This is a genomic window from Paenibacillus sp. N22P23, from assembly GCF_059383735.1.
The window spans coordinates 23,255-35,842 of the sequence record NZ_JBXENT010000008.1; the positions used below are offsets into that span (position 1 = coordinate 23,255).

Below are 12,588 nucleotides of genomic sequence, written 5' to 3' on the forward strand. Positions count from 1 at the left end.
TTGTGTAGGTCTCCTCTTACTTCACCAGATCTTCCACAAATTTCGGCAGAACGAAAGCCGCTTTGTGCAGACGCGGGGAGTAATATTTAGTGTCGATTTCTGGGATGCTGGACTCGTCCACTTCAAGCGGATCGTATTTCTTGCTGCCCATTGTGAATGTCCACAGGCCGCTCGGGTACGTTGGAACGTTAGCCCAGTATACGCGGACGATCGGGAACACTTCTTTCACATCGCGGTTTACGTTCGAGATCAGCTCCGGTGTAAACCAAGGGTTGTCCGTTTGTGCTACGAAAATACCGTCTTCCTTTAGTGCATCGTAGATGCCTTGGTAGAAGCCGCGTGTAAACAGGTTTACCGCAGGGCCAACCGGCTCCGTGGAGTCAACCATAACCACATCGTACTCGTTCTTGTGATCGTGGATGTGCATGAAGCCGTCGTTAACGATCACTTCTACACGAGGGTCGTCGAGACCGCAAGCGATTTGTGGAAGGTACTTCTTGGAGTATTCGATTACTTTACCATCGATGTCAACCAGAACAGCCTTCTCTACGCTCGGGTGTTTCAGGATTTCGCGGATTACGCCGCCGTCGCCGCCGCCAACAACAAGCACTTTGCGCGGATTCGGATGCGTGTATAGAACCGGGTGAGCAACCATTTCGTGATAAACCCACTCGTCTTTATCTGTTGTCATAACCATGCCGTCCAGAACAAGCATCGTACCGAACTCTTCCGTCTCGATCATATCGAGCTGCTGGAATTCAGTTTGTTCGCTGACATACGTTTCTTTTACTTTCATCGTAATCCCATAAGTCGGGGTCTGTTTCTCCGTGTACCACAATTCCATTGTTAAATCCCTACTTTCGTTTATGTAGTGGTGCTATTGATCATATGGTCCAATGTTTCAATCTGTATTATAAGTTAACGGGGGGAAAAAGCAACCTTTTGCCAGCGTCGCACAAAAATTTCATATTACGCAAACCCTCTTTCTGAATAGGGTGTCCCATTGTTTTCCATACTAGTTGGATAAAGCGGACTTTCTTTCGGTTAGGAGACTTGCACATGAAAAGATGGATGAAACATGTATACAGGCAGGGCGGCGTCATGAAGCGTCGACTGCCTGTTTCTATTCAATTGGAAAAATGGATGCCGCTGCTGAAGCATGTGAAACGGTGGCTCATTTATTCGGGAGCGGCGCTGCTGCTGCTGTTTATATGCGCCTTCGGCTTCCTCTATTATTTGCGGGAACAAGCACTTCCCGCTTCGGCGATCAGCCAAACTTCGCAAATGCTCGATGCGCAGGGTCATATCATCGACACGTTTCATGCCGGCGAGAACCGCCAGTCGGTGCCGCTGAAGCAAATTTCGCCCTATCTCGTCGAGGCGACGCTCGCTATTGAAGATCAGCGATTCTACGATCATCTCGGCTTTGATATGAAAGGGATGGCCCGTGCAGCGCTGGTTAACGTAGAGAATATGTCACGCAAGCAAGGGGCCAGCACGCTGACTCAGCAGCTCGCCCGCAACCTGTATTTGACGCATGAGCGGACCTGGTCGCGCAAGCTGAAGGAAGCGATGTATACGATTCAGCTGGAGATGCATTACTCCAAGGATGAGATTTTGGCGCTGTATTTGAACCAAATCTACTACGGTCACGGCGCTTATGGCGCAGAAGCTGCAGCTGAGTTGTATTATGGGAAACACGCGTCGGAACTCACTTTAGCCGAAAGCGCGATGCTAGCCGGTATTCCGAAAGGCCCCAAATACTACTCCCCCTATATGGATATGAAAAATGCGAAGGACCGGCAGCGCACGATCCTCCAGACGATGGTGGATCAAGGGATTCTGCTTCAAGCGGATGCTGAAGCGACCGGCGCCGAACTGCTTCGGTTCGTGCCGCTTGGAACAAGCAAGCAGGCAGGAACTGCGCCTTATTTCCGCGATTATGTGCGGTATATGGCGGTCGATAAGCTTGGCATCGATGAGCGAAGAATGAGCGAAGGCGGTATTCGCATCTATACGACGCTGGATCCCGATGCGCAGCGAGCGGCGGAAGAAGCTGTCGCGGCAGGAATCCCGGTGGATTCCGAGCAGCAGGCTGCGCTCGTCTCTGTCGATCCGCGAACCGGCTACATCAAAGCGATGGTCGGCGGCCGCGACTATAAGACCAATCAGTATAATCGCGTATTCGCCAAGACGCGGCAGCCGGGGTCGTCTTTTAAGCCGATCTTGTATCTAACTGCCTTGCAGGAAGGCGTGTTGACGCCTGTTTCGCAGTTCAAAAGTACGCCGACGATCTTCACCTACGATGAGGGCCGCAAGACGTATTCGCCGAGCAATTACAACAGCAAATACGTGGGCGATTTCATTAATATGCGTCAAGCCATCGCGAGCTCCGATAATATCTATGCGGTCAATTCCATCATGACCGTCGGAGCGGACAAGGTCATCGCCATGGCTCGAAAGCTTGGGATAGAGAGCCCAATGAAGCCGGTGCCTTCCTTAGCTCTCGGCACCTTCCCGATCAGCCCATTCGAGATGGCATCGGCATTCAGCGCATTCGCTAATGGCGGTGTGCGCATGGAACCTACGGCGATTTTGCGCATCGAGGACGCGAAAGGCGAGGTGCTGTACGAAGCACAGCCCGCTTCCTCCACCGTGGTAGATGCCGCGCACGCTTATGTGCTCACCAGTTTGATGGAGAGCGTGTTCGAAACCGGCGGAACCGGCAATCGCGTCTCGGCGATGATTAAGCGCCCCGTCGCCGGCAAGACCGGTACGACCGCGACGGACGCTTGGCTGGTCGGCTATACACCGGAGCTGGCTACGGCGGTATGGGTCGGCTACGACAAAGGCCGCAAGCTGACGCCTGTGGAAGCACGCCGCGCCGCGCCGATCTTCGCGTCGTATACGGAAGCGGCGCTGTCCGCCATTCCGCCGAAAATCTTCCCGCTGCCGGATGGCGTCGTATCCGTCTATATCGATCCGCAGAGCGGCAAGCTCGCCGGGAAGTCTTGCCCGGACCGCCGGCTCGAATCGTTCGTCAGCGGCACTGAGCCGGTAGAAGTGTGCGGCGTTCATGGCGAAGGCGATGCTTCGGCTTCGCAAAGCGACGGCGCGCAAACAGAGAAGACGCGTCACTGGTGGAAGCAGCTCAAGCGCTGGTGGTCGAATTAGCTTTTAGGGTAGCTGGCCGCGGGGTGGTGCCGCGCGGGGCTTCACGGGGGGCTGGGCTGCAGGTCGCAGATCGCGGTGACCAGCTTAGCAACGGCACATGGTTTAAATAGGGGTTGCCTCGTCATCCAGCTCTTGGATGATGTGAGGCAACCCTTTTTTGTGCGCTGGATGGAGAAGTAGCGCGCCTCGTGCACTACTTCTCGTAAAATGCCCATGTATCGCATACATGTAGATCTCCACGTGTGCTACTTTGGGTAAAAACCCTAAATTACCTCTTATGTGGATCTCCTCATGTGCTTCATTACACGAAAACTCTCATTTTACTCGCATGTAGCTCCCTACGTATGCTTCTTACATAACTAATCAATCTATGTACGGTAACCATTACCACTCATGAGCTAAATTTGGGGATTTCCACTGCATGAACGGTAACCAGTACCTCTCTTCGAGCTAAATATCTCTCTTGTCCAATGTACGGTAACTGTTACCTCACAGTGTGTTTGCAACCGCTAATGTGCGGCTCTGGGAGCTACTCTTGTGCTGTTTCGTCGCTTCCCCACCATTGTGTGGCTCCAGGAGCTACTCTTGCTCTATTTTCGTCGCTTTCCCACCATTGTGTAGTTCTGGAAGCTACTCTTGTGCTATTTTCGGCATTTTCCCTCCAATGTGTGGATCAGGGAGTTGCTCCTACACTATTCGCCAGCATGAAAAGTGATCGGTTGTGCCGATTGACACTCATTTTGCTGATTGGATAAGATAGCTGTGTAAGGTTGTGGAAAATTGTGTAAGAGTCTTGTGTCTAGCTTCCTACTATGGAGAGGATGTGTTCGCAGTTGTCAGGACTACTCGGCAATAAAGTCATTACGCAAATCGGCATACTCGTCAACGATATCGACAAAGTGAGTCAAGCTTATGCGGATTTCTTCGGGATCGAGAAACCGCAGGCCATCATTACCGATACACTGGATAAGGCGCAAACGGAATTTAACGGTGCTCCCACTTTCGCCCGGGCTAAGCTTGCTTTTATTGATATGGGCTCCTTGCAGCTTGAACTGATTGAACCGGACGAACATCCAAGCACGTGGCGAAATTATTTGGACGAGCATGGCGAAGGGCCTCATCATATCGCTTTTGAAATCGAGGGCATGAAAGAGAAGATTATGCTGCTGGAGAGCAAAGGTTTCCCGCTTCAGCAGAAGGGTGAATATACGGGCGGACGGTATGCATATATGGATACTATACCAGCGCTTAAAGTGCTCGTGGAGCTGCTCGAGAACGATAAATAGGAGAGGTCAGTGAGTATGAATATACTACTAACAGGCGCTAGCCGTGGACTTGGATTAGCGATTGCCGCCGAAGCACTCGAGCGCGGACACACCGTTATTGCCGGGGTTCGTGATGTAGGCGGCAACAAGCTTGCGGCGCTAAGCGAGGCGTATGGGGATCGACTTACGATCACCGAGCTCGATGTTGCTAGCGAAGAGAGTGTGGCTCAGCTCGCTTCCGCATTGAAGCGCGAAGGCCGAACACTTAGTGCGATCATCAACAATGCCGCCATTCTCAATGCGCGCAACACTCAAATCGAAGAACTCGATATGAACGATGTGGCGCAAGCATTCGAGATTAATTTGTACGGGCCTATGCGAGTGGTGAAGCATTTTTTGCCTCTGCTTACGGAGGAGAATGGCGCGCTTCTGAACATCTCATCCGAAGCAGGCAGCATTACGAATGCTTATCCCGGAGACTATCCCTACAGCATCTCGAAGACAGCGCTCAATATGTTCTCGCAGCAGCTTCACCGCTATGTGAAGGAACGCCGGATTCAGGTGCTCAGCATTCACCCCGGCTGGATGAAGACGGATATGGGCGGCGAGAACGCTCCGACCGATCCACGAGCCAGTGCCCGCGGCATCGTCGACCTGATGGAGCGCAGTATTGTCCCGGAGGAACTCCGGTTTCAATTCGTGGACTACACCGGCAAGGAAATGCCGATCTAACCGGAACCCACTCCGCTACTCAGCACAAAAAAAGCCTCTGCAACGACGGCAACATGCCGCCTGCAGAGGCTTTTCTTATGTTTTAGGCTGAAGCGCTACCCCTTCAGCGTCAGCAGGCAAGACTGCGTCAGCCGTACGTTCATCGCCGCTCCACAGCTCTTGGAAGGTCGCACTTGCGTGCAGCAGTTCCTCCACAGTCCCTTCCGCTTCGATGCGGCCATCCTTCATGACGATAATATGATCGGCATGAGTCAGTGCCGCTCTGCGGTGCGAAACGACCAAGCAGGTCGCGTCGCCTCTGCTTTGGAACAGCCGCTCCCACAGCTTCTGCTCGGTCTCGACGTCGAGCGCACTCGATACGTCGTCGAACACATAAAGCTGTGCATCGCGTACGAGCATGCGCGCGGCTGCCGTTCGCTGCATTTGACCGCCGGAGAGCTTCACGCCGCGCGGGCCAATCAGCGTCTCCAGTCCGTTCTGCAAGTGGTCGAGGTCATACTCCATCACTGCAGTATGAATCGCCTGCCGCAAGTCATCCCCCTGTTCCTGCTGACCGAGCAAAATATTGTTGCGCAGCGTATCGCTGTACATACGAGGAATTTGCGCCGAGTACGCACTGTTCGCCGGAGTGAAGAAAGTGCCCGGATCATGGACGGGTTTCCCATTCCACTTAATCGTCCCTTCATCTTTAGGCAGCAGCCCAAGCAGCGTGCGGACAAGCGTGGTCTTCCCAGAGCCGATCGCGCCGGTCACCACGGTGAACGAGCCGCCTTTCAGCTGCAGCCGAACATCCTCGATTCCTCTGCCCGTTTCTGGAAACCGATAGGTCAATCCCTCGACGTCTAAGGCATGCAGTTTTTCCTCCACAACAGCCACTGTGTTCTGCTTCAAGGTGCTGCCTTTGCGGAGCATAAGCCCTTCTTTCAGCGTTAGCACATGGGCAGGTGCGCCTTGTAGCAGCCCTTTCAGCCGATCCAGTGCCACGCCCATCTGCTTGAAGTAGGTGATGAACTTGCCCACATTCGTAATAATCGAAGTAACGAAAGTCAGATAGTAGACAAACAAAGAGAAATCACCGACGGTGAATGTGCCGCCTCGCAGCTTCGTACCAGCCAACAGGAGGATCAGTCCGATGCCAAGGTTCACGGAATTCGTAAAGATGGAATCCAGCACCTCGCCCATCAACTTATCCTTCAGCATCGTTTGGCGTCTCGTATCATTAAATTTCCGGAACCGCTCAATGACACGTTCCTCGGCGCCTGCAATCTGAATGGCCTGCACGTTACCGAACATTTCGCTGATCGCACCGGTCACACGAGAGGTTGCTTCACGGCTCGCCGCGCGATACTTCTGCAGCCTTGAGGTAGCAAGCTGCGCAACCGCCACTACGATGACGAGCGGCACGAAAACAAGCAAGGTCATTTGCGCGTCGATCCCGATCAGAATATAGCTGGAAACCAGTGCAAAGCAGGTCATCCCAAAGACATCGACAGACCAGCTGGCCGCTTCCTCGGACTGCTCCACGTCATCACGGAAATAGCTGATCGCTTCTCCTGGCGAGCATGGAATAGCGCGTGCCCCAGGCTGCTTCAGTACATGCTTCAGCATGTTACGGCGCAGCATCATCCCCATGCGGAAGCGAAAATGAACATCGGTTATAAACCCGACAATGATCAAGACGACGCGAGCGATCGCCGCTGCCAGCAGCAGTGCGATGATGCTCCAAGTGCCCATCTTCAGTGAAGTGTCGCCTGTTAGTGAGTCGAAAAATTCTTTCGTAATGAGCCCCGGTATAATTGGCACCATGTAAATGACCGTCCAAGCAGTCGCATTGACGACATAACGCCATGTCCGGTAAGTAATGAGCCCCATTAGAAATCGAAAGGTCGTCATACGAGCACCTCCTCAAGACCGGTCGCCAGCATGGCGCTGAAACGCGATGCCGGATCTGCTGCAAGTTCCGTTCTGCGGCCCGCTTCGATAACACGACCGTTTTCGAGAATCACGATAGCGTCCGCGCGCTGCACGGTAGCTAATCGGTGTGCAATGATGATACAAGAACGGTTCGTGAGCAGCGTGCTGATGGCCTGCTCAATGCGCTGCTCCGTCATCGGATCAAGCCTTGACGATGCTTCATCCATAATGACAAGGCCCGGATTCGTCAGAAACACGCGGGCAAAAGCAAGCAGCTGCGCTTCCCCGGCAGAGAGGCTTCCCCCACCCGACGCGAGCCTGGTATCCAACCCCTCCGGCATCGCCTCATACCAATTTGTTAACCCAAGCTGATGTAAGACGGCAATAATTTGTTCATCCGGTATTGCGTCATCATAGAAGGTCAGATTGTCCCTTATCGTACCCTCCATGATTTCGATCGTCTGCGTAACCATAGCTACGCGATTGCGAAGCTGACTCAGCTTCAGCTCCCGGATATCGGTGCCGCCTAAGCTAATCGCCCCTTGCTGCGGATCATAGAACCGGAGCAGCAGCCGGGCAAGCGTCGACTTGCCGCTCCCCGTCCGACCGAGCAGGCCGAGCACCTCTCCGGGCTTCAAATCCAACGCTAATCCATCAAGGGTAGGCTCGCCTGTGCCATCCTCATAACGGAAGGTGACTTCATCAAACCTGACACCCAGCGCACCAGAAGGAAGCGTCGCGCCGGGTCCGTCCGCAATGGCAGAGCGTGTCTCGAACAGCGCCCGAATACGCGATATACTGGCGTCCGCTTTCTGCAAATCCTCCATCTGTGTGCGGATCTTCTCAATCGGCTTTGCGAGCAGTTCCGTATAATAGAAGATCAAATACACCGTACCAATCGAAATCGAGCCTTCTTTCCATAAATACGCGCTAATAGCGAAGGCCATCGCATTCCCCAACGCAAAAACAATAATCGTCGTGCTCCACATCGCGCCAAATCCAAGAAAAGCCTTCACACGAAGCGGCAGCATCCGCTGCAGCATGCTGTAGAAACGATTCATGACGAACCCGGACGCTCCATTCGCACGAATGTCCTCCGTTCCTTCCAGCTGCTCGCCGATGAATCCATACAAATCGGCATTCGCTTGCCGCCAATCCTTCCACAGAGGTGCAGCCAGCTTCCGTATACGCTGAATGACGAGAATCGCCACAACCACGAAAACCGTCATGCCTGTACCGATCAACCAACTCTCCCGAAACAGCAGGAACAAAATGCCTACCATCAGCAAGAAATTGCCGACCAGATTAATGATCATGCTGGAGAAGAAATTCGCCAGCGCATTCACATCCCCGTCGACCCGTTCAATAATAGCACCTGACGTATGCGACTTGTGGAAAGGCATATCAAGCGACAGGCAGTGCGCCGCCAAGTCGCCGCGCAGCACATTCGTTGTTTTCCAACCCACGTTCTCACTGAAATAGGTAGCCGCTACCGACACCGCCCCTTGCACAAGGGAGAAGCCAATAAAGAGGCAAGCTGCGATAAGAAGCGGCTTCATGCTGCCTTCCGATTGTGCGGTATCAATAAAGAAGCGAATGATTTGCGGGTTGATCAGCTGTAAGCCAATCGAGAGGAAAAGCAGTACGGCAAGGCCAATTAATGTCCGCTTCTGCGGGAGCAGATAGCGTCGGAGCAGCTCCGAATAATGATTGCGCGATTCACGCGGCAAAGCCCGTTTCATTCCATTTCCCCCTAATTTTAGAACAAATGTTCTGTCATTCGACTATACCATAACTAGGATGCACTTCGAAACAGAGAAAAATAAAAAGCCGCTTCGCCTTTCTCCACTTAAGAGAAACGGCAAAACGGCTTTATCGGCAGCAAAAGTGCATGTTCTACGTTATACGTTCAGTGCTTCCTTCAACTTATCAGGCGAGCGGTCCCACCACTCCTGATTGTTGGTTACGAGGAGTTTCTTGAGCGCAGCTTTCTCTTCCGTTCCAAGCTCATCGAGCACGAAACGGCGTTTGATCGCGTAATCCAAGTTGTTGACATGCTGAGCTAGAATTTTCCAGCCTCTGCGCGCTTCTGTGTCCACCAGCATCGGGCAAGCGGTTGCCCCTGCGTAGAACGAACCTTCTTCATTACGGTCAACGGCTACCCAGACAATCCAGCACAGACGGCCGTTAGGCACATCTTCCTTGTTCGTGCTGAATTTGATCCCCTTCTCGATCTTGCTCTTCGCATGCATCGCGCCTACATCAATGTAAGCCTCGCCGTTATCGATCATGACGCAGGATACGCTGCTCAGGTCAATCGTCCCTGCACCAAAGCCTTTATGTTCCTTATTGCTCACCACGTTCAAAGAGAGAGACTTCTTCTCTTTCTTCTCTACGGGCTGTTGATCTTTCTCTTGTTCACTCATCTTACGTTCCAACTCCCATCTAAAAACGCTGCGATTCCACGTCCGGCGCGGTTTCCGCGCCTGTCCGCACATTAATTCCATTTTAGCTAATAATCTCGGAAAAGCAAACATATACATGCTTTAGAAGCTTGTCAACGGGAGGGAATCTTTCAATGAATCCACGTCACGCCAAACGTTTTCTACTCTTTGCCCTCGTCGCCGTGATTCTGGGTGCAACGGCAAGGCAAGGGTTCGGAGATGCCTGGGTTTCGCAATATACATACGCCTCCGCTCCTGCCAAGAAAGACACGGCGCCCAAGCCTGCCGCTCCGTCCACCGCGCCGGAGCCCGATATTGTGATGCAGCCAAAGCCGGTCTCACTCAGCAAACGGGTCACGGAGTACCACATCGATGTGAAACTTCAGGAGGATACGCACATGCTGATCGGGGAGCAGTCTGTCACTTGGACAAACCCCGGCAGGCAGCAAGTGTCCGAGATGTATTTTCATCTGTATCCGAACGCCTTCCGCTCCAAAGACACAACTTTCATGAAAGAGTCCGGCGGTCAGCTCCGAAATGATAAAGCGACTTCGGACAGCATCGGCTATATGAACCTGCTTTCACTCGAGACGACGGAAGGCTACAGCCTTCTCCCGCGCCTGCATTATGTGCAGCCCGATGACAGCAATCCAAACGATTTAACGCTGGCCAAGCTGCGTCTGCCCCATGCTGTCGCCCCTGGCAAGAGCGTCACGCTCCGCATGAAATTTGAGGTCAAGCTTCCGGAAGTGTTTGCGCGGATGGGTTACTCCGGCAACTTCATTATGGCTGGCCAATGGTTTCCGAAGCTGTGCGTTTACGAGACGGCAGGCACACGCGGCCGAGCAGCAGAAGGTTGGAACATTCATCAGTATCACGGCAACTCGGAGTTTTACAGCGATTTTGGCATCTACAGCGTGAAAATCAACGTCCCGGACAGCTATAAAGTAGCGGCAACCGGTTTCCAAACTAAACCTTCCATCGTAGCCAACGGACGCAAAACCTACCAATACTACGCCGATGACGTGCATGATTTTGGCTGGTCTGCCTCACCGGATTTCGTCTACGCAGAGGAGCCTTTCTCCACAGACGGCGTTCCGGGCGTTCGAATCAAGCTCTACTTGGATCCGCTGCACGCCAAATTCAAGGACCGCTACATGCACGCAGCCAAATCCGCGCTCGCCAAATATGCACAATGGTACGGCGCTTACCCATACACCACCCTCTCTGTCGTAGTTCCCCCTAAGGGAGGCAACGGTGCTGGCGGGATGGAATATCCGACACTCATTACCGCATTTGCCGCGGAGAACGAGAACCCCGGCTACGATCTGGAGCGAACGGTCGTCCACGAGATCGGCCATCAATATTGGTACGGCATGGTCGCCTCCAATGAATTCGAAGAGGCATGGCTCGACGAAGGCTTCACCTCCTATGCCGAGGACAAAGTGATGGAAAGCGAATACGGCGTGGAGCCGAATTTGCCGGTGGAAGCAAGCTACATGACGAACCCGGCTCCGCTGAAGCAGCTGTCTTGGTCGTATCACAGCAACAATCACTATGCGGAAAATGTGTACATGCGCGCGAAGCTTGTGCTCTTCGGCATCGAGAAGCAGGTCGGAGCCCAGACGATGCGTAAGATTATGCGGACCTATTTTCAAAAATATAAATTCAAACATCCTTCCACCGCCGACTTCCAGCGCGTCGTAGAATCCGTAACGAAGAACAAGTGGAACGACTACTTCAGCCATTTCGTGTACGGGGATGCCATGTCCGATTACTCGGTCGCTTCCATTCATGTACGCCCTGTGAAGCAAGGCAACGAGACGCAGTACGAATCGGTCGTACTCATTAAGAAGACAGGCGGCAGCTCTGGGCCGGTGTCGGTCGTGTTTCATTTTGCAGATGGTACGCTGATGCCTAAAGTCTGGGATGGCCAAGAAACCCACATACAATATAAAATCGTCCATTCTTCCAAACTGCTGTGGGCCGCCGTCGATCCACACAACGACAATGTGCTCGACAACAAACATATCAACAACTTTATGAAAGCCGAGCTCGCAGAGAAACAACGCACACGCTGGAGTGTCGGCGTCTCCAAGCTGATTGAGAGTATATTTGCTTCCATTGCATGGTGACGATACTGCCTCGCAAAAACTTTCTAGGAGGTGATGATAAATGAGAACGCACCTAAAGCAAGGCTGGCGACTGACCGTTAAGCACTTCTACATTATCATTATGCTGTTTCTATATGAGCTGATATGGGGCTTCTTCCTCTATCGAACCATTGAAGGCATTACCGTGCCGCTGCTAAAAAGGTTCCCGGACAGCATCGGCAGCGGCGGTACAGCCGTTCAGCTCTTCATGACGGAAGCGCAGTTCCAGCTCATCAAGACCGATCTGATCCGCCCCTATGTCTGGCTCTTCTGCGGGCTGCTTGCGGGACGCATCATCATTACCCCGTTCCTGAATGCCGGGCTGTTCCACTCCCTCCATCATGTCACGGACGACAATGGTACGAAATTTCTAAAAGGCATTCGAGCTGCTTGGAAACCCGTCGCGCTGCTCTACTTGGTGGAAACGACGCTCACGCTTCTACCGGCCATTTGGCTGCTGCCGCGGGCGTTAACGAAGCTGCTCGGGAGCAATTCACTGCTGGAGTTTGCGCAGCAGGCGGGGCCTTGGGCGGGCGCTTGGCTCGCCTGGGCGGTTCTGATCCACCTCCTCTTCCTCTCCATGCAGTTCGGAGCGGTCGCCGGAACCGGTGCCCTCAAGTCCTTGTGGGGCGGCATCGTGAATTTCCTGCCCTTCGCGGGTATTTCCATTCTCATGTGGGCGATCGGAGCCGTGCTCAGCATGACAATTGCCTCCGTATCGCTGCTTTGGGCAGGTTTGCTGGCGCTCATCCTGCATCAAGGCTACCAGTTGATCCGAACCATTATGAAGGTATGGACGGTAGCCGCCCAGTACGATGCCTGGCAGTCGAAACAAGTCTAATCCATGCGAGGAGGCCGCCCACCATGTCATGTTGATGACAGTGGGACGGTCTCCTTTTTAACTAA

The 12,588-nt window shown here is 53.2% G+C and carries 9 protein-coding genes; 5 read left to right on the forward strand and 4 right to left on the reverse strand.

Going from position 1 to position 12,588, the window contains the following annotated elements:
- Nucleotides 1-16: 16 nt before the first annotated feature.
- Nucleotides 17-844, reverse strand: a complete 828-nt coding sequence (gene speE, locus AC506A_RS24255; protein ID WP_475783825.1) for a polyamine aminopropyltransferase — start codon at nucleotides 842-844, stop codon at nucleotides 17-19.
- Between the two features lie 299 nt (nucleotides 845-1,143).
- Here speE and AC506A_RS24260 point away from each other — a divergent pair, with 299 nt between their 5' ends.
- The 3 genes from AC506A_RS24260 (at nucleotide 1,144) to AC506A_RS24270 (ending at nucleotide 5,171) form a co-directional block, all read left to right on the forward strand.
- Nucleotides 1,144-3,174, forward strand: coding sequence for a transglycosylase domain-containing protein (locus AC506A_RS24260; RefSeq protein WP_495463771.1), 2,031 nt, complete (start codon nucleotides 1,144-1,146; stop codon nucleotides 3,172-3,174).
- Between the two features lie 821 nt (nucleotides 3,175-3,995).
- Nucleotides 3,996-4,460: a VOC family protein gene (locus AC506A_RS24265; RefSeq protein WP_495463572.1), complete on the forward strand. Its 465-nt coding sequence runs from the start codon at nucleotides 3,996-3,998 to the stop codon at nucleotides 4,458-4,460.
- 15 nt (nucleotides 4,461-4,475) lie between these two features.
- On the forward strand, nucleotides 4,476-5,171 hold the full coding sequence (locus AC506A_RS24270) for an SDR family oxidoreductase (protein ID WP_495463573.1): 696 nt from the start codon (nucleotides 4,476-4,478) through the stop codon (nucleotides 5,169-5,171).
- A gap of 75 nt (nucleotides 5,172-5,246) precedes the next feature.
- Here the strand turns inward: AC506A_RS24270 and AC506A_RS24275 are convergent, their stop codons facing one another.
- The 3 genes from AC506A_RS24275 to AC506A_RS24285 all read right to left on the reverse strand — a co-directional run bounded on the left by AC506A_RS24275 (nucleotide 5,247) and on the right by AC506A_RS24285 (nucleotide 9,511).
- A complete protein-coding gene (locus AC506A_RS24275; RefSeq protein ID WP_495463574.1) occupies nucleotides 5,247-7,064 on the reverse strand; it encodes an ABC transporter ATP-binding protein in 1,818 nt (605 codons plus the stop codon).
- Nucleotides 7,061-8,827 (reverse strand): ABC transporter ATP-binding protein, encoded by a 1,767-nt coding sequence (locus AC506A_RS24280; RefSeq protein ID WP_495463575.1) that lies wholly within the window; start codon nucleotides 8,825-8,827, stop codon nucleotides 7,061-7,063. The genes AC506A_RS24275 and AC506A_RS24280 overlap by 4 nt, the downstream gene beginning before the upstream one ends.
- 159 nt (nucleotides 8,828-8,986) lie before the next feature.
- Nucleotides 8,987-9,511, reverse strand: a complete 525-nt coding sequence (locus tag AC506A_RS24285) for a YwhD family protein (protein ID WP_495463576.1) — start codon at nucleotides 9,509-9,511, stop codon at nucleotides 8,987-8,989.
- 152 nt (nucleotides 9,512-9,663) lie between these two features.
- On the opposite strand from AC506A_RS24285, the gene AC506A_RS24290 reads away from it, so the two are divergent.
- Together AC506A_RS24290 and AC506A_RS24295 are read left to right on the forward strand one after the other, a co-directional pair.
- Complete coding sequence (locus AC506A_RS24290; RefSeq protein ID WP_495463577.1) at nucleotides 9,664-11,664, forward strand: M1 family aminopeptidase; 2,001 nt, start codon at nucleotides 9,664-9,666, stop codon at nucleotides 11,662-11,664.
- A gap of 40 nt (nucleotides 11,665-11,704) precedes the next feature.
- On the forward strand, nucleotides 11,705-12,523 hold the full coding sequence (locus tag AC506A_RS24295) for a hypothetical protein (RefSeq protein WP_495463578.1): 819 nt from the start codon (nucleotides 11,705-11,707) through the stop codon (nucleotides 12,521-12,523).
- Nucleotides 12,524-12,588: the final 65 nt, after the last annotated feature.

What these genes read in the sequence shown, in the direction of transcription:
- speE (WP_475783825.1), bottom strand. Translation starts at nt 844, where the DNA reads ATGGAATTGTGGTACACGGAGAAACAGACCCCGACTTATGGGATTACG.
- AC506A_RS24260 (WP_495463771.1), top strand. Translation starts at nt 1,144, where the DNA reads ATGCCGCTGCTGAAGCATGTGAAACGGTGGCTCATTTATTCGGGAGCG.
- AC506A_RS24265 (WP_495463572.1), top strand. Translation starts at nt 3,996, where the DNA reads ATGTGTTCGCAGTTGTCAGGACTACTCGGCAATAAAGTCATTACGCAA.
- AC506A_RS24270 (WP_495463573.1), top strand. Translation starts at nt 4,476, where the DNA reads ATGAATATACTACTAACAGGCGCTAGCCGTGGACTTGGATTAGCGATT.
- AC506A_RS24275 (WP_495463574.1), bottom strand. Translation starts at nt 7,064, where the DNA reads ATGACGACCTTTCGATTTCTAATGGGGCTCATTACTTACCGGACATGG.
- AC506A_RS24280 (WP_495463575.1), bottom strand. Translation starts at nt 8,827, where the DNA reads ATGAAACGGGCTTTGCCGCGTGAATCGCGCAATCATTATTCGGAGCTG.
- AC506A_RS24285 (WP_495463576.1), bottom strand. Translation starts at nt 9,511, where the DNA reads ATGAGTGAACAAGAGAAAGATCAACAGCCCGTAGAGAAGAAAGAGAAG.
- AC506A_RS24290 (WP_495463577.1), top strand. Translation starts at nt 9,664, where the DNA reads ATGAATCCACGTCACGCCAAACGTTTTCTACTCTTTGCCCTCGTCGCC.
- AC506A_RS24295 (WP_495463578.1), top strand. Translation starts at nt 11,705, where the DNA reads ATGAGAACGCACCTAAAGCAAGGCTGGCGACTGACCGTTAAGCACTTC.